The following is a 17,755-nucleotide window of genomic DNA, read 5'->3' on the forward strand; positions in this document are numbered from 1 at the left end:
GTGCACCGCACCTGGGATGAATGATTGCCGCGACGGGTGTATTCGGCACGACGGCGCGCTAACCGATCAGATGGAGTTCCATCGGTCCGCTGCCGTCTCCGTACTCGACTTCGTAGTCGTGGTCGGTCATGAGTCCGTAGTCGTCCCACATTTCGTTGTACGGTGTCCGATAGTTGAAGTAGAGGGATTTGTGACCCGGGCTGCCATGCAACACACGAGCGATGCACTCGAGGTTCGGATGCTTGGTCTGCGCCCCGTTCGAGCTGACGATCCACTTGCCTGACCTGAGATACCCGACCAATTCCATACTGGTGTTACGCCGGCTGCCGTGATGCGACAGCTTCACGCAGTCCACTTGCATCGGCCCGGCCGGCGAGAGCTGCTTGAGACTGCTCAAGACCAGGCTCGGATGCGCGTCGCCAAGCATCAGCGCCCGCTTGCCCTGAAACTCCAGCAGCAGGGCAATACTGGATCCGTTGGGGGCTGCGTCGTCTTCGTCGAAGTGCTGTTCGGCGAGCGCGGTGACATCGAGCGGCCCCATGGGCTCCAGCCCTCGAAAGGCCGCGTCCTCTACCTCCCTCGCGGCCTCCACTTCGACGTCGCTCGCCCCCATTTCCTCCAGGGTCTCCTGCCAATGCAACGCCAGCTCTTTCAGCTTGGCCGCATCCGGCGACAGCACGGTCACCGACATACCGCCCGGAAGTTCGATCGACCTGGGTTCACCACATGCACCTACACATATCGCCTGGTCGCCGGTGCCGACTGCCCATGCCTGCGCATGCTGTCCCTCCAGCAGCGCGGTCAGTTCGACGGCGTCGGCGATGCCCTGCGGCTGCAAAGGCAGGTGCTTCTTCCCGTTGAACCAGACGCTGCCGATGGTAACGTTGGCCGGCAGCTCTTTTAGCAGCGTCACCGCACCCTGGATGTGGTCCTGGTCCAGATGCGTTACCACCAGGACATCGATGCGTGTCCCGGCGCCCATCGAGCCGAAATGCGATAGCAGGTAATCACGGGCAGTTCGCGTAATCCCGCCATCGATCAGGATCCGCTGCGGCGCCGCGGCATCTGCATACTCGACCAGGATCGCGTCGCCTCGCTGTGCGGGGAATACCTTGATGTCAAAGATCTCAGGCATCGGACTTCGCCTCGAAGCGCAGGACAGTGAAGAACTCGCCCGGCACGACCAGGCGATTGATCTTGCGGACCCGCTCGTAGGCCTGGGTCGTCGCGTCCACCCGGTCTCCCAAACGCTGGCTGTCGATGTCGTCCCGGTTTAGAACCAGCAGGATGTCGCTCAGCAAGGTGATACCGATCGAGAGATAGGGCAGCCCTCGCTTGACCGCTTCGAGTGCGTAATCGCGCAGCAGCTCCACATCGACTTCATCGTCGCCGCTGGGATCGTGCGATCCGTACCGCCAGTACATCTGTGCCATTGCGATCGCGCCATCAGGAAGCCGGGGCGCTATCTGGTAAAGGTTCTCAATCCATTGCCGCCAGTCCGGGCGCTCCCGCTCGTTGTCCTCTCGCGCGTATGTCAGCAATCCGAACGCGCCCGCAGCGGCGGCGATCGGGTTTTGCTTTTTCTCGAAGAGGTAATATTCAGCCTGGCGCAGCAACATGTCGGCGACCTGGGCTTGGCCGTTGTAGAGGAACCCGAGATAGGTACTGGCCTCCAGGTCATCCACGACCGGCGAGCATCGCCAGCGGGCGCGCTCGGAAGCGGCCGATTCCGAGCGCATGACGGTATCGAAGGACACCGTCATGAGAATCGAGGCATCGGCCATGGATCCGATGGCGTCGGCGGATGCGCATCTCCAACCTTGCGGCAGCACGGCGACGTGCGCTGTTCCTGTCGGATCCACGACTGAGGCATAGCAACGGCGCTCACCTGTGATGAATCCGGGGGCGCACAACTGGTCCGAGGTGACCAGGCGCGCGCAACGCTCGTCGATGGCGACCATATCGAGGTCGGTGGCTTCGGGATCGCTTGAGCCGATCCAATTCATCGCCAAGTCGAACTCCCGGGGCTGGTACCTGTCCGTTCCCCCCGGCAGATGCAGCGGCGGACCGCCAGGCGCAGGGGTGCCGCCCGTGGTCCAGCGCCGGCCGGCCAGCCGCGACAGCGCATGCTGGCTACTGATGCGATCGATGGAACTGGCCGTAGCGCGTACGTCCATGGCCGCCTGGCGCAGGCGCACGACTTCGGACTCCAGCTTCGCATCGGACAGTGGAGGCGCGGCGTCGTCCGGGCCTGGCGACCTCCGCTCGCTTATGGTCTTCTCAATCTGTTCGCTGAAGCTGGACAAGGCTTCAGCGCGTTCCATGGTTGGGAGGCGCTGCGCGACACCGAACAGCGTATCGGCCGCGTGCTGCGCACTGCGCGCCACAGGCAACTGGAAATCCACCTCAGTCTGTCCGCTTGCGCCGCTCACCGACACCGACTCGGCCAGGATGTCGCCGTTGGGAAGGAACAAGCGCACGGTGTATTCACCGGGGTCTACCGTCAGGTTCTGCGGCTCGTTGACTCCGAGCGAAAAACGCAGGGTCTGGCTGTTGGCACTGGCGTCGCCCTGCGGCACGATCTCGGCAACTGCGCCGCCCTTCCTGGGCTTTTCCCAAAAGCTCGAACCCAGCAGGATCTTCAGGTTGTGCACGGCGTCTTCAGGAACGTTCACAGCGTGACCTCCGAGGCCGGCGGTGCGACGTGCTTTTCGCAGCTGCCGATGAGGAGGCTGCTTCTGTGCGAGACCGCGGTAAAGGTGTACTGCCCTGCCGGCAGGTGGATCCACCATGGGGCTTTGCCCGGTGGGATGCGCTTGTCGGTGAACAGCGGCGGCGGCGGCTTGGATTCACAGGAGAACAGCGTATCGTTGAGTTGCTCCTCGCTCGTGGTGACCTTGACCACGACTTCAGGCTTGCCGCGCAGGCGATGCAGTAACAGCGGACGGTTGGCGTCCTTGGAATCGCAGTACTGCGGGATCTTCTGGAAGGCCAGACTCTCCACGCATTTGTTGACGCCTTCGGTAATCGCGGTGGCGACCACTTCCCAACCGTTGTTGCTCGCCTCGCGGCTGGCACTGCCGCGAAACGCACGCAGCAGGCCCTGCGTGAAGATGGTCGGTTCACCAGGCTGGCCGTAGGCCAGCGAACCCAGGCCTGTCGCGAAGAACACCGGGACCGCCTTGTTCCGAATGGCCGAAAGCCCGCCACCGCCAGTGACGATTGGGATGCCCTTGTTGGCATCGCCGAACTGTCTTTCGAACGCGGTGGCCATCTCGGTCCGGCAGGCATCGAGGAAAAAGACCTGGTTCTCGGCGGCGCAACGCCGAATGAGTCCGAACCTGAAAGTGTCGAAGTCGATGGCGTGCGCCATCGGCATGAGCGGATTGCTGCCGAAATCGTCCAGCAACAGGCTCGATTCGCCGAGGCTGTAGGAAATACCATGGCCGCAGAAGAAGAACAGGAGCGTGTTGCCTGTATTGCGGCCGGCGCGTTCCATCCACGTGGCAACGGCTTCCTCGACGTTGACCATCGAGGCCCGTTGTAGCGGCGTATCCGGCCTGCCCGGCAGCACCAGCATTTGCGGCGTCGTCGAACTGGAGCCGAGCACTTCCAGCGAGCGCAGTGGGCGTGCCGTATTGAGCATTCCGGACACGGGATCGCTCAACCATGATGCCATTTCCTGAACCGAAATGGGCGGCGACGAAAGCTGCCCCATTTCCATGTGATGCACGAACAATTGCGCAGGTGCGGAGCCACCCTTGAGATAGGGGTAGTCGCCCACGCCGATGAGCAACGCATGGGTGCCGAGGTCCGTTGATTGATCATCAAAGATCAGGGTCATTACGGCTTCCTGGGAATGAATGACGACTAGTCAACCTTCGGTGCTCCCTCGACGGCTTGCCGGCGTTGCTGCAGGAGCGACTTCGCCGACTCTCCATTCGCATGAAAGGCTGCTGACTGGAGGCGCGCAGGGGGATTGATCGACCACTCGTGCTGGCCGCCCTGTAGTGTCAAAGCGAGATTGGTGCTACCGCGATCGAGCAGGAGCCAGGTAGCCATGCCTGTGATCTTGATACTTTTCGACACCAAATGGCGAGGTTGTTGAAAGTCCGTCGTAGCGTGCTTGCGCAGCGAGCGCAGGGGGCACGAGCACAAGTGCAAGCGCGTCAAGGCAAGGTCGGCACCTGCTGTTCAGATCGGTTTGTCAGGAGCGTTTCATCCGCTCGCGGAATCGAACGTCGCACCTCCGTTCAAGCGGCCACCCGAGCATGATCGCCACGTGGCACTTCGTCGTAACATGACAGGAACGAGTGAGTGATGAGTGGTTAGCTGTGCTTACCTGTCCACCAAGGGCCTCGATAGGACCTGTACTTAAGTAGCGTCGGTAAGCGGAAGTGGACCAGTTATGGTTAGATCAGGTGGCGCGTAAGGAATACTGTCAAAGGGAATCGATGCAGCTTCGCTTGTGGTGAAGAAGTACTTCCGTCATCGAGCACATCACAGCGCAAACCGGCAAACCGTATTCGATCATGTTTCGGCCATTTCACCCTTCGTCGGCTGCAACTGGAATCTGGCAATCTCCGTGGCCGACGCCCTTACGCCCACGCGTCGATCAAGCAGTTCTCCAGAATGTGGCTATGCGACCGACGTGGCGATGACGTCCTCGGCCTAAGGAAACCTGGAGCCAGGCCCACGATTGCGGTGCAACTCTCCTATTGATCACACGAGCTTGCGACCAACCCTAACTCACAATTCAATCAAGCCGAGGTCGTTGTATGTCGATTGCTGCCGATAGAGACCACCTCGAAACGTTCATCACTAAGGTCTACGATTGGCTTGAAGCGTGCTACGCCGGTTTCGACAACGGCAGCCAGTGGCCTGTCTTTCAGATTCACCCAGATCTTCGGCGATTTGGGGCCGAAGCCTGGGAGGAATTCAAGTCAGATCTAGGCCTTCCGGAGATTCTCCGGCTAGTTCACGGCGTCTCCGAACATGAGCTGAAAGCTCACGGCCTCTATGGCAACCAGCTTCGATACAAGCTTTCGGTCATTGAACACTTGGTCAGTCTAGGCAGTGCATCTGACATCGTTCTAAAGTTCATTGACGCTATTGACGTTCTACTGGACAGCGTAATTAGCGCACTCGGCCGAGGGGCGGCTCTTAAGGAATTGAAAGACATGCTTCGAGTTTCAGCTCCTGGCACAACATGAACCTTGTCAGCACGGACGTACGGGGGGAGTGGACAAGCTGCATGCATCCACAGTCACAATGGAGTTCGAAGCGACTGATGCGGGCGAAGCCGAAGGAATGGAGGCCTGCGCCGGCCGAACGATATCGACAAACCGCTGCATCGACCGGTTGAACCCGCCGACGGTAGCGGCCGTTTGAGCTACGCTGGCTCAGCGACGAGGGCGCGGGAGGACAGGAAAACTGCCGCCTGGATGTACGGCAGGCGCCCGTTCTTGAAAGCGGCTTGTCGACCCAACAGGGACTTGAGTTTCTTGGCCTTACGGTTGGCCAGCAGGAGCGGGTTCTCTTCGTATCGCTCGCGCGCAGCGGGCGAAGTGACCGCCCAATGTTTTGGTTACCGGAGATCACCCCGGCCCAGTGCTTGATCTCAACCAGGTCGACGCGGTCGGTCAACGCGATCAGGGTCCCAACTTCGTTGATACTGCCGCCTTCTGCAATGAACTCAAAATTCGACCATGCACGGGAAGGCGACGTGTAGGGCAATCGAGCACGCAACGACTCCAAGGCCTCTTGCTCGTGCGCAAAGGCCGACGGATGTACTACGTGCAAGCGAGTTGAACTAGACCGACGGCTACCTCTTTCCTTCCCCTATGCATCTCACCGGGGAAGCGCGATCGAACCCAATCAAATAAAGGGAGCCCCGGCGCCGCTACCTACTTGAATATCAAAGCGCTGGACTCTTTATCCCACCCTACCGGCGTTTTTGGCGCAGCGATGCGGGGACCGCGCCGTGGCACCTACGACGAGAGGTAGCTTCAGTTCAAAGGGCAATTGCCGCATCAAAACAAGAGTCGTGTGGCCAGGACTACCAGGCTTGAACGTGGTGGGCCCACCAGGATTCGAACCTGGAACCAAGGGATTATGAGTCCCCTGCTCTAACCGTTGAGCTATAGGCCCGTGGGCTGCGCATCTTACCAGCCCACGCTTTCAGGCGGCTCGCCGCTCGGGCGAACCCACCCCTGTCTCAGCGCCCAGCAGAACCCGACATTGAGTACGGCCGCTCCGCCGCCCCCGTCGCCCACGCCTTGTCCGCCTGCGCCTGCATCGTGAAGTGCAGCTCACCGCCCGCCATGATCTCTTCGTGGCGAATGAAAGCCCGCTCCAGCGGCTTGCCATTGAGCATCGCCCGGCCGATATACGGATGCGCCGCATCAAGCCCTTCGGCCACCACGGTGAAGCGCTTGCCATTGGGCAGGTTGAGGCTCGCACGCGGCAGGAACGGCCGGCCGATGATGTACTCGTTGCTGGCAGGCGCCACCGGGTAGAAGCCCAGCGCGGTGAACACGTACCAGGCCGACATCTGCCCCAGGTCGTCATTGCCCGCCAGCCCATCCGGCCGCGCCGCGTACTGCGTGGCCATGATCTGCCCCAGGCGTTCCTGGGTGCGCCACGGCTGGCCGGCATATGCGTACAGGTAGGCGACGTGGTGGCTCGGTTCGTTTCCGTGCGCGTACCAGCCGATCAGGCCGGTGATGTCTTCCATGTGCTCGAAGATCTTCGGGTCGACCTTGGCGTCGAACACCGCGTCCAGGCGCGCGACCAGCTTGTCCTCGCCGCCGTGCGCGGCGGCCAGGCCGGCGACGTCCTGCGGCACGTACCACGAGTACTGCCAGGCGTTGCCTTCGGTGTAGTCGCTGCCGTAGCCGCTGGCGGTGGCGTCGAACGGTTCGCGGAAGCTGCCGTCGCGCTTGCGCGCGCGCATGAAGCCGGTCTTCTCGTCGAAGGCGTGGCGCCAGTTGGCGGCGCGCTTGCCGAACTTGTCGGCGACATCCTTGTTGCCCATCGACTCGGCCATGCGCGCGATGGTCCAGTCGTCGAACGCGTACTCGAGCGTCTTCGAGGCGGCTTCGCCTTCCTCGTCGATCGGCACGTAGCCCAGCTGCATGTACTGGGCGATGCCGTCGTAGGGACCGTAGCTGGCGCTGTCGACCATGGCCTTGAGCGCCTTGTTGGTGTCATAGCCGCGGATGCCCTTCATGTAGGCATCGGCGATCACCGGCACGGCGTGGTAGCCGATCATGCACCACGTCTCCTGGCCGTGGAACGCCCACACCGGCAGCACGCCATACGGGCTGTGCTCATGCGAGGCCAGCAGCGAGTTGATGAAGTCGTTGTTGCGCTGCTCCGGCTGCACCAGCGTCAGCAGCGGATGCAGCGCGCGGTAGGTGTCCCACAGCGAGAACGTGGAGTAGTGGGTGAAGCCCTCCGCCTTGTGCACGGCGTTGTCGGGACCCCGGTAACGGCCGTCGCTGTCCATGAACAGGCTCGGGCCCATCAGCGTGTGGTACAGCGCGGTGTAGAAGCTGCGGCGCTGTGCTTCGGGTGCATCGACGTCGACGGCGCCCAGTGCCTGCATCCACTGTGCTTTCGCGGCGTTGCGCACGCCGTCGAAATCGAAGCCCGGCACTTCCGCGTCGAGGTTGGCGATCGCGCTGTCCTCGCTCACCGGCGAGATCGCGACCTTCACCACCATCGACTTGCCGGCGGCGCCGTCGAAGTCGAACGCGCCGACCAGCTGGCGGCCTTCGATCTGCGCACGCTGGCGCGGGTCCTTTTCGCCCGGCGGCGGGAAGCCCTTGTAGGGAACGTCCTGCTCGGTGTCGTTGAACTGGTGGCCGCTGACCGGCTGCGAGAAGCGCATGGCGAAGTAAAGCTGCCGGCCCGGTGCCCAGCCGCGGGTTTCGCGGAAGCCGGTGACGGTGCCGTCTGCGCGCAGACGCATGCGCGACCACTGCACCTTGCCCGGGTAGTCGTACATGCTGGTGCGCAGGTCAACCAGCACGTGCGCCGGCTTGCCCTTCGGGAACTGATAACGGTGCACGCCGACGCGGGCGCTGGCAGTGAGCTCGGCGCGGATCGCGTAATCCTGCAAAGTCACTGCGTAGTAGCCGGGCTGGGCGATCTCGCCGTCGTGGCTGAAGCGCGACATGTAGCCGCTGCCGGGCTTGCCGACGTCGCCGCGCTCGAGCTTCACCTCGCCGGCGATCGGCATCACCAGCACGTCGCCGAGGTCGGAGTGGCCGGTGCCGGAGAAGTGCGTGTGCGAGAAGCCGGTGATCGTCTTGTCGTCGTAGCGGTAGCCGGCGGCCCAGCCGTAGCCTTCCTTGCGCGACTTGATCTGGGTGTCGGGGCTCAGCTGGACCATGCCGAACGGAACCACCGCGCCGGGGAAGGTATGGCCTTCGCCGCCGGTGCCGATGAAGGGGTCGACCGAGGCGTAGGCGCGGGCCGCGGCCGCATCTGCTTTGGGCGCGGGGGCGGCGACGACCATGCCGGCCATCGCCCAGATGCACAGCGCCGACAGCAGGAACAGGCGACGTGGGACGGGTGACGGGGTGGTCTGGCGGGCAAGGCGGGGCATGGTCGCTCCTGGGGTCCGCAGCGCTGGCGGAGGGAAATTTGGATCGTTCTAAACCGCCGCAACCTAGCACGCGACCACGCCCAAGTTCATGCTGCGGTGCAGAATGCGCCATCCCGGCCCCGGGCGCAGGATGTGCACAATTTAGAACGATCCAAATTCAGCCAGATGCCCTCCGGACTTCCGCGATGACCCCACCGGTGCGTACCCGCGCCCGGGTAACCCTCGCCGACATCGCCAGCGCCTGCGACCTGTCGCGGGCGACGATCTCGCTGGTCCTGCGCGGCAGCCCGCTGGTCAATGCCGAGACGCGGGCGCGGGTCGAGGCCGAGCTCAAGCGCCAGCGCTACGTCTATCACCGCGGCGCCGCCAACCTGCGCCGCAACGTGTCCTCGACCGTGGCGCTGGTCATCAACGACCTGTCCAACCCGTTCTTCGCCGAGTTCGCGGCGGGCGTCGACGAAGCCCTGGCCGCGGCCGGCTACGTCACCCTGCTCGGCAGCACCGGCGAGTCGGCCGAGCGCCAGCAGACGGTGCTCGCCTCGCTGCTCGAACACGACCCGGCCGGCATCATCCTCTCGCCCGCCGAGGGCAGCGACGGTGCGCGACTGCGTGGACTGCTCGGCGTGCATACGCCGACGCTGGTGTTCAACCGCGAGCTTGGCGCCGACTGGGATTTCCTTTCGCTCGACAACGTGCGCGGTGCGCGCATCGCCACCGAGCACCTGCTGGCGCAGGGCCATCGCCGCATCGCCTTCTTCGGCGGGCACCAGGATTCCAGTTCGTGCCATCAGCGTCGCGAGGGCTATCGCGAGGCGCTGATCGCGGCCGGCGTCACGCCCGAGCCGCAGTGGCTGGTCGAATGTGCGCCGACGCGCCTGGAAGCGGCACGGCAGACTGGCGCGTTGTTCGTGCGCGATCCCGCGCCGACGGCGGCGGTTTGCTACAACGATGCGGTCGCGCTGGGATTGATGGCAGGACTGGCCACGCGCGGCCGTCGCGCCGGGCAGGACTTCGCCCTCACCGGCTTCGACGACATCCCCGAAGCCGCCGTCAGCGCGCCGCCGCTGACCACCATTGCCGTCGACCCGCGCGCGCGCGGGCGCCAGGCGGCCGAGCTGATCCTGCAACGATTGCGCGACCCGTCCGCCACGGCCGCCACCGTCGTCGCACCCGTGCAATTGCAGGTCCGCGCCAGCAGCACCACCACGCAACCCCAGGGCGGAACCACCGCATGATGCGAAACCATCAATCGACCTCGTCGCCCACCACCGCCATCGCGGTGCTGACCACGATCTTCTTCACCTGGGGCGCGCTGACCAGCCTCAACGACGTGCTGATCCCGCACCTGAAAGCCGTGTTCGCGATGAACTACGCGCAGACGATGCTGATCCAGTTCACCTTCTTCAGCACGTACCTGGTGATGTCGCTGCCGGCCGGCAAGGTCGTGGCACGCTTCGGCTACAAGCGCAGCATCGTGATCGGCCTGGTCGTGGCCGGCATCGGCGCGCTGGCGTTCTTCCCGGCCGCCAGGATCCCGTCGTACCCGTTGTTCCTGTTCGCGCTGTACGTGCTTGCGAGCGGCATCACGCTGCTGCAGGTCTCGGCCAATCCGTACATCGCGCTGCTCGGCGATGCGCAGAGTGCGTCGAGCCGGCTGACGCTGGCGCAGGCGTTGAATTCGTTCGGCCATGCGATCGCGCCGGCATTGATCGGTCCGCTGATCCTGTCGGTCGCGGTGATCGGCGGCGCCGAGCTGGCGCAGATGCCGGTGGCCGAACAGACCGCCTACCGCATCGCCCAGGCCGAATCGGTGCAGCTGCCCTACCTCGGGCTGGCCGTGGGCCTGTTCGCGCTGGCGGCGTTCGTGCTGCTGTTCCGCCTGCCGACGCTGAGCGAAGCGACAGAGGGCGCCGACCACAAGGTCCACACCTTCAGCGAAGCCTTGCGCCATCGCCACCTGCGCCTGGGCGTGGTCGCGATCTTCGTCTACGTCGGCGCCGAGGTCGCCATCGGCAGCTTCCTGATCAACTACATCGCCAGCCCGGGCATCGGCGCGATGGACGAGTCGGCCGCGGCCAAGTACGTGTCCTATTACTGGGGCGCGGCGATGGTCGGCCGCTTCATCGGTTCGCTGCTGCTGCGCAAGATTGAACCGCGGATCCTGTTGGGCCTGTTCGCGATCGTCGCGATGGCGCTGCTGGCGACCACCATCGCCACCGGCGGCCCGGTCGCGATGTGGAGCGTGATTGCCATCGGCCTGTTCAACTCGATCATGTTCCCGACCATCTTCACCCTCGGCATCGAAGGCCTGGGCCCGCTGACCAGCAAGGCGTCGAGCCTGCTGGTGATGGCCATCGTTGGTGGCGCGGTGGTGCCGTTGCTTCAGGGCGTGTTGGCCGATCGCATCGGCATCCAGCACGCGTTCGTGCTGCCGCTGCTGTGCTACGTCTACGTCGCCTGGTACGGCTTCCGTGGTGCGCGGCGCGAGCCGGTGCCGGTGCTGGAACCGGCAGTGAGCACGCCATGAGCGCGACGCAGGGCCGCACCGCGATCGCCTGCTTCGGCGAGGCGCTGATCGATTTCCTCGCGGTGCCGGCGGTGGCTGGGCAGCCGCGCCAGTTCGCCGAGTACGCCGGCGGTGCTCCGGCCAATGTCGCCGCCGCCGTGGCGCGGCTGGGCGGCAACGCGCGCTTCGTCGGCATGCTCGGCGCGGACATGTTCGGCGAGTTCCTGATGTCGCAGCTGCGCGCGATGGGCGTCGACACGAGTTACACCGTGCACACGTCGGCGGCGCGCACGGCCCTGGCGTTCGTATCGCTGGACGCAGACGGCGAACGCAGCTTCAGCTTCTACCGCCCGCCGGCGGCCGACCTGCTGTTCCGCGAAGAACACTTCGATCCGGCCTGCTTCGACGACGCGGCCGTGCTGCACGTGTGCTCCAACAGCCTCACCGAGGCGGACATCGCCGACACCACGCTCGCCGGCATGCGCCTGGCGCGCGAGGCCGGCGCGATGGTCAGCATGGACCTGAACCTGCGTCCGTCGCTGTGGCCGGAAGGCGTCGACCCGGCGCCACGCCTGTGGGATGCACTCGCGCAGGCAGACCTGGTGAAGCTGTGCCGCAGCGAGGCCGACTTCCTGATCCGCCGCGCCGGCGACGAGAAGGCGATGTTGCGCCGCCTGTGGCAGGGGCATGCCAAGTGCGTCCTCATCACCGACGGCAGCCAGCCGGTGCGCTGGTTCACGCGCGATGCCGATGGCGTGGCGCCGACTTTCGCCGTCACGGTGATCGACACCACGGCGGCCGGTGACGCCTTCGTCGGCGCGCTGCTGCATCGCCTGGTCGAACGCGGTGCCGGCGTCGACTCGCTGGTGACGCTGCTCGACGACCGCGTCGCACTCACCGATGCACTCCGGCACGCCGCGGCCGGCGGCGCGCTGGCGACCACGCGCCACGGCGCGTTCGCGGCGATGCCCGGCCGCGACGACCTCGATCAACTGCTGCGCCCCATTTCACGGACGGAACCATGAGCCGCATCCCCCCTTCATCGCCTGACTACCGCAGCCAGGACTTCCTGCGTTCGCACATCGCCGAGACGATGGCGTTCTACCACCCGCGCGCGATCGATCCACAGGGCGGTTTCTTCCACTACTTCCGCGACGACGGCAGCGTCTACGATGCCTCCCACCGGCATCTGGTCAGCAGCACGCGCTTCGTCTTCAACTACGCGATGGCAGCGCGCGAGTTCGGCAATGCCGAGTACCTGGACGTGGCCCGCCATGGCCTGCGCTACCTGCGCGAAGTCCACCGCGACCCGCGCAGCGGCGGTTATGCCTGGACCATCCGCGACGGCGTCGCCGAGGACCGCACCAACCACTGCTACGGCGTCGCCTTCGTGCTGCTTGCCTACTCCACCGCGCTCAAGGCCGGCATCAGCGAGGCCGCGCCGTGGATGGACGAGACCTGGGATCTGCTGGAATCGCGCTACTGGGAATCGGCGCACGGGCTCTACCTCGACGAGGCCGACGCCGACTGGAACTTCTCCGGTTACCGCGGACAGAACGCCAACATGCACATGTGCGAGGCGATGCTGGCCGCGTTCGAAGCCAGCGGCCAGTCGCGCTACCTCGAACGGGCGCTGATGCTGGCCGACCACATGACGCGTCGCCAGGCCGCGCACGCCGGCGGCCTGGTGTGGGAACACTACGACCGCGACTGGAACATCGACTGGGATTACCACCGCGACGATCCCAAGCATCTGTTCCGCCCGTGGGGATTCCAGCCCGGCCACCAGACCGAGTGGAGCAAGCTGCTGCTGATCCTCGATGGCCACCTGCGCAAGCGCGGCGTCTTCGCGCCGTGGTTGCGCGAGCGCGCGGCGCATCTGTTCGACACCGCATGCGCTGCCTCCTGGGATTCGCGCCAGGGCGGTCTGTTCTACGGTTTCTCGCCCGAGGCCGGTTACCCGGTCTGCGATCACGACAAGTACTTCTGGGTGCAGGCCGAGTCGCTCGCCGCGGCGGCGCGGTTGGCACAGGCCAGCGGCGATGCACGCTACTGGGACTGGTATCAGCGCCTGTGGGATTACTCGTGGCGCTTCTTCATCGATCACGAGCACGGCGCCTGGTACCGCATCCTCGATCGCAACAACCGCAAGTACAGCGATGAGAAGAGCCCGGCCGGCAAGACCGACTACCACACCATGGGCGCGTGCTACGACGTCCTCCACCTGCTGCGCGCGCACGCGCCGGAGCCTGTTGTCTGATGAAAGCTCGCCTGATGAACCTTCGTCCCCTGCTTCTGAGTGTCCTGTTGTTCCCCACGGTCGGCGTCGCGGCTCCTCCCTCCCCGAAGAAACCCGCGACGCCGCCCGTACTTACCCAGGCGCAGGCCGCGCAGAGCGCCGAGCGCGTCAAGGCCGAGTTCCTGCACGCATGGCGCGGCTACCGCCAGCACGCCTGGGGCCATGACGGCCTCAAGCCGCTGAGCAACGCGCCGCACGACTGGTACGGCCAGTCGCTGCTGATGACGCCGGTCGACGCGCTCGACACGATGATCCTGATGGGCCTGGACGACGAAGCCCGCGACGCACGCGAGCTGATCGCCACGCAGCTGTCGTTCGACAAGGACATCGACGTCAAGCACTTCGAGATCGTGATCCGCCTGCTCGGCGGCCTGCTCTCGGGCTACCAGCTCAGCGGCGACGAGCGCCTGCTCAAGCAGGCCGAGGACCTCGGCACGCGCCTGCTGCCGGCGTTCGATTCGCCGACCGGCCTGCCCTACGTCTACGTCAACCTGCGCACCGGCAAGGCCCACGGCAACGACAGCAACCCGGCCGAGTCGGGCACGTTGCTGCTCGAGTACGGCACGCTCAGCAAGCTCACCGGCAACCCGGTGTTCTACGAGAAGGCCAAGCGTGCGCTGGTCGCCACCTACGAGCGTCGCTCGAAGATCGGCCTGGTCGGCGAGCGCTTCGACGTCGAGAACGGCAAGTGGACGCAGCCGCGCAGCCATGTCGGCGCCCGCATCGACTCGTACTACGAGTACCTGTGGAAGTGCTGGAAGCTGTTCGGCGACCGCGACTGCCTGGCGATGTGGAAGACCAGCATCGCCGCGGCCAATCGTTACTACCCGGAAGAGGTCAACGGCGCGCTGTGGGTCGGCCACGTCGACATGAACACCGGCAAGCGCGTTGGCAGCCTGTATGGCGCACTCGATGCGTTCTACCCGGGACTTCTGGCGTACTCGGGCGACGTCGATCGCGCGCGCCGCTTGCAGGCATCGTCGTTCGCGATGTGGCGCGTGCACGGCATCGAGCCGGAGCAGTACGACTACCGCAAGGGTGAGGTCACGCACCCGCGCTACCCGCTGCGCCCGGAGATCATCGAATCGGCGTGGTACCTGCACCGCCTGACCGGCGACAAGCAGTACCAGGCGATGGGCCAAGAAATGTTCGAGGACTTCGTCCGCTACACGCGCACCGACTCCGGCTTCGCCACGCTCAAGAGCGTGGTGACCAAGGAGAAGGAAGACGACATGGAGAGCTTCGTGCTGGCCGAGACGTTCAAGTATTTCTACCTGCTGTTCGCGCCAGCGCAGACGCTCGATCCGGGCAAGGTGGTCCTCAACACCGAGGCGCATCCGCTGCGGAAGACCTGGAAGTAGCCATCCTCACGCTGCTGACACAACCTGACAGTGGCGGGGCGTAGTCTTTCGTCTCTTTCCCCCGGAGACGAACGATGAAAACCGAACAGGTGGCCGCAAGGCTGGTCGAGTTGTGCAGGGCAGGCAAGTTCGAAGAGGCCCAGAGTGAGCTTTACGCCGACGACGCGGTGAGCCTCGAGCCGGAGGGCTCCCCGCAGGGCGCCGGTGGCAACGTCAAGGGACTGGCGGCCATCCGGGCAAAGAGCCATCAGTTCCACGACAGCGTTGAAGCATTCCATGGCGTTACGTGCACCGATCCCGTTGTCGCCGGCGGTTGGTTCAGCATCGTCATGGGCGTGGATGCGACCTACAAGGGCGCGGGCCGCATCGCCATGAGCGAGATCTGCGTGTACCAGGTGCGCGACGGCAAGATCGTGCACGAGCAGTTCTTCTACGATGTGGAGGCGCCAGCAGCTTGATGCGCCTGCACCCTGAAGCGCGCACCCGATCCGGCGCCAGTCCGTAGACGCGACCCACAAAAAAGCCCCGCGAATGCGGGGCTTTTTCGTCACAGCTTACCGACAACCGATCAATCGATGTCGAGGAAGCTGCGCAGCTGTTCCGAACGGCTCGGGTGACGCAGCTTGCGCAGCGCCTTGGCTTCGATCTGGCGAATGCGCTCGCGGGTGACATCGAACTGCTTGCCGACTTCCTCGAGGGTGTGGTCGGTGTTCATGTCGATGCCGAAGCGCATGCGCAGCACCTTGGCTTCCCTCGGGGTCAGGCCGGCGAGCACGTCGCGGACCGTCTCGGTCAGGTTGATGTTGGTGGTGGCCTCGACCGGGGACTCGATGTTCGTGTCCTCGATGAAATCGCCCAGATGCGAATCCTCGTCGTCGCCGATCGGGGTTTCCATCGAGATCGGTTCCTTGGCGATCTTCATGACCTTCCGGATCTTGTCCTCCGGCATGTCCATTTCTTTCGCCAGCTCTTCCGGAGTCGCTTCGCGGCCGTACTGCTGCAGCATCTGGCGGCTGATGCGGTTGAGCTTGTTGATCGTCTCGATCATGTGCACCGGGATACGGATGGTGCGCGCCTGGTCGGCGATCGAGCGGGTGATCGCCTGGCGGATCCACCAGGTCGCATAGGTCGAGAACTTGAAGCCGCGGCGGAACTCGAACTTGTCGACCGCCTTCATCAGGCCGATGTTGCCTTCCTGGATCAGGTCGAGGAACTGCAGGCCGCGGTTGGTGTACTTCTTGGCGATCGAGATCACCAGGCGCAGGTTGGCCTCGACCATTTCCTTCTTGGCCTTGCGCGCCTTGGCTTCGCCATAGGCCATCTGGCGGGAGATGTCCTTGATGTCGGCCAGGGTCAGCAGCGATGCGGTCTCGACCGAGATCGTGGCTTCCTGCTCGGAGATGATCTGGTCCTTGACGTCACGCAGGCCCGACGACCACTTCTGCTTGCGCTTGAGCAGCTCGTCCACCCACTCCAGATTGGTCTGGTTGCCTTCCCAGGCGCGGATGAAGTCCTTGCGCGGCATCTTGGCGACGCGCGTGGACAGGTCGAGGATGCGACGCTCGTGGTCCTTGATCTTGTTGACGACCTCGCGCAGGTTGCGCACCAGCACGTCGGTCAGCGGCAGCGGCAGCTTGAAGGTGACGAACACCGCGGCCATGTCCTCGCGCAGCTTCAGCGCGGTCTTGTGGCCGGCACCGTGCTTGGCATGTGCCTTGAGGAACTTGTTGTAGTGGTCGGCCAACGCTTCCATGCGCGCGGCGACCTCGACCGGATCCGGGCCGCTGACGACCTCTTCGGCTTCCTCGGCGACGGGCGCTTCTTCCTCGTCGTCATCGACTTCGGCGTCGGGATCCACCACCACGACCGGCGCGGGCGGTTCCGGCACGTCGTCGAGGTGATCGTTGAAGCCGACGATGATCTCAGCCAGGCGCTTCTTGCCCGCCTTGTGCTGCTCGTAGTCTTCGAGAATCGAGGCGATGGTCGCCGGGAAGATACCCAGCGATGCCTGGACCTGGCCCAGGCCTTCCTCGATGCGCTTGGCGATGGCGATTTCGCCTTCGCGGGTAAGCAGTTCGACCGTACCCATTTCGCGCATGTACATGCGCACCGGGTCGGTGGTGCGACCGCCTTCGCCGTCGAGCGCGGTCAGCGCTGCGGCAGCTTCTTCGGCGGCGGTGTCGTCGACTTCACGGTTGCCCGTGCCGCCGTCTGCGAGCAGCAGGGTTTCGGCATCGGGGGCCACTTCGTGGACCTCGATACCCATGCCGTTGATCATGCCGATGATGTCTTCGATCTGCTCGGCATCGACGAGGTCGTCGGGCAGGTGATCGTTGACCTCGGCATAGGTCAGGTAGCCCTGCTCCAGGCCCTTGCTGATCAACTGCTTGATATCGGAGGAGGGGGGCTGACGTTCGTTGGCCATGTGCTGCGCCACCGCGCTATGAGAGGGTTGGGAACGTTCCAGTATATCAGGCCGGAGGGGTCGGGGCCGGACTCAGGAACGGAGAAGGAAGGTGACCGGGCCGTCGTTGACCAGGCTGATCACCATATGGGCACCGAAGCGCCCCGTTTCCAGCCCCCCTGTGTGTTTTTGCCTGCAAATTTCGACCAGCCTGCTGAACAAAGGTTCAGCCAGCCCGGGCGCGGCGGCGGTACTGAAGCCCGGACGCATGCCGCTGCGGGTATCGGCCGCCAGGGTGAACTGGCTGACCAGCAGCAACCCGCCACCGGTGTCCGCCAGACCGAGATTCATTCGGCCGGCCTCGTCGGCAAATACACGGTATCCGAGCAGACGTTCGGCCATCCGCTGCGCCTGGGCTTCGCCATCGCCCGGCTCCACGCCCACCAGGGCCAGCAGGCCGGGGCCGATCGCACCGACAGTTTCGCCTTCGACCCGGACGGCCGCCTCGGTCACGCGTTGGATCAGGGCCAGCATGCGGTTGGTCGGCTCGGTCGGAAGCGGGATTCGGGGG

Annotated in this window: 13 protein-coding genes and 1 tRNA gene; 7 read left to right on the top strand and 7 right to left on the bottom strand. The window is 64.7% G+C overall.

The features are described from left to right. Positions 1–58: 58 nt before the first annotated feature. The 3 genes from HIV01_RS12345 to HIV01_RS12355 are packed head-to-tail and all read right to left on the bottom strand — an operon-like array spanning position 59 to position 3,844. Positions 59–1,135 (bottom strand): ComEC/Rec2 family competence protein, encoded by a 1,077-nt coding sequence (locus HIV01_RS12345; RefSeq protein WP_207526952.1) that lies wholly within the window; start codon positions 1,133–1,135, stop codon positions 59–61. After that, positions 1,128–2,675: a hypothetical protein gene (locus HIV01_RS12350; protein WP_200607520.1), complete on the bottom strand. Its 1,548-nt coding sequence runs from the start codon at positions 2,673–2,675 to the stop codon at positions 1,128–1,130. Before HIV01_RS12350 ends, HIV01_RS12345 begins: the two co-directional genes overlap by 8 nt. Then, complete coding sequence (locus tag HIV01_RS12355) at positions 2,672–3,844, bottom strand: caspase family protein (RefSeq protein ID WP_200607522.1); 1,173 nt, start codon at positions 3,842–3,844, stop codon at positions 2,672–2,674. The genes HIV01_RS12350 and HIV01_RS12355 overlap by 4 nt, the downstream gene beginning before the upstream one ends. 934 nt (positions 3,845–4,778) lie before the next feature. On the opposite strand from HIV01_RS12355, the gene HIV01_RS12360 reads away from it, so the two are divergent. Then, complete coding sequence (locus HIV01_RS12360; protein WP_200607524.1) at positions 4,779–5,213, top strand: hypothetical protein; 435 nt, start codon at positions 4,779–4,781, stop codon at positions 5,211–5,213. An 861-nt stretch (positions 5,214–6,074) separates the two neighbouring features. Here the strand turns inward: HIV01_RS12360 and HIV01_RS12365 are convergent. Continuing rightward, a tRNA-Ile gene (locus tag HIV01_RS12365) sits at positions 6,075–6,150 on the bottom strand. Between the two features lie 67 nt (positions 6,151–6,217). Further along, complete coding sequence (locus HIV01_RS12370; protein ID WP_200607526.1) at positions 6,218–8,614, bottom strand: GH92 family glycosyl hydrolase; 2,397 nt, start codon at positions 8,612–8,614, stop codon at positions 6,218–6,220. 185 nt (positions 8,615–8,799) lie between these two features. On the opposite strand from HIV01_RS12370, the gene HIV01_RS12375 reads away from it, so the two are divergent. The 6 genes from HIV01_RS12375 to HIV01_RS12400 all read left to right on the top strand — a co-directional run bounded on the left by HIV01_RS12375 (position 8,800) and on the right by HIV01_RS12400 (position 15,238). Continuing rightward, positions 8,800–9,849 carry a LacI family DNA-binding transcriptional regulator gene (locus HIV01_RS12375; RefSeq protein WP_200607528.1) on the top strand — a complete coding sequence of 350 codons (1,050 nt, stop codon included), beginning with the start codon at positions 8,800–8,802 and terminating at the stop codon, positions 9,847–9,849. Beyond that, a complete protein-coding gene (locus HIV01_RS12380; protein WP_200607530.1) occupies positions 9,846–11,141 on the top strand; it encodes a sugar MFS transporter in 1,296 nt (431 codons plus the stop codon). Before HIV01_RS12375 ends, HIV01_RS12380 begins: the two co-directional genes overlap by 4 nt. Further along, positions 11,138–12,145, top strand: a complete 1,008-nt coding sequence (locus tag HIV01_RS12385; RefSeq protein WP_200607532.1) for a carbohydrate kinase family protein — start codon at positions 11,138–11,140, stop codon at positions 12,143–12,145. Before HIV01_RS12380 ends, HIV01_RS12385 begins: the two co-directional genes overlap by 4 nt. After that, positions 12,142–13,380: an AGE family epimerase/isomerase gene (locus HIV01_RS12390; protein ID WP_200607534.1), complete on the top strand. Its 1,239-nt coding sequence runs from the start codon at positions 12,142–12,144 to the stop codon at positions 13,378–13,380. Before HIV01_RS12385 ends, HIV01_RS12390 begins: the two co-directional genes overlap by 4 nt. A 14-nt stretch (positions 13,381–13,394) precedes the next feature. Continuing rightward, complete coding sequence (locus tag HIV01_RS12395; protein WP_200607536.1) at positions 13,395–14,780, top strand: glycoside hydrolase family 47 protein; 1,386 nt, start codon at positions 13,395–13,397, stop codon at positions 14,778–14,780. Positions 14,781–14,854: 74 nt separating this feature from the next. Continuing rightward, complete coding sequence (locus tag HIV01_RS12400) at positions 14,855–15,238, top strand: nuclear transport factor 2 family protein (protein WP_200607538.1); 384 nt, start codon at positions 14,855–14,857, stop codon at positions 15,236–15,238. Positions 15,239–15,348: 110 nt separating this feature from the next. Here the strand turns inward: HIV01_RS12400 and rpoD are convergent, their stop codons facing one another. Both rpoD and dtd read right to left on the bottom strand, forming a co-directional pair. Beyond that, positions 15,349–17,205, bottom strand: coding sequence for an RNA polymerase sigma factor RpoD (rpoD, locus tag HIV01_RS12405; protein WP_200607540.1), 1,857 nt, complete (start codon positions 17,203–17,205; stop codon positions 15,349–15,351). Positions 17,206–17,277: 72 nt separating this feature from the next. Continuing rightward, on the bottom strand, positions 17,278–17,718 hold the full coding sequence (gene dtd, locus HIV01_RS12410; protein WP_200607542.1) for a D-aminoacyl-tRNA deacylase: 441 nt from the start codon (positions 17,716–17,718) through the stop codon (positions 17,278–17,280). Between the last annotated feature and the right edge of the window lie 37 nt (positions 17,719–17,755).

The organism is Lysobacter arenosi (assembly GCF_016613475.2).
Classification (GTDB): Bacteria; Pseudomonadota; Gammaproteobacteria; order Xanthomonadales; family Xanthomonadaceae; genus Lysobacter_J; species Lysobacter_J arenosi.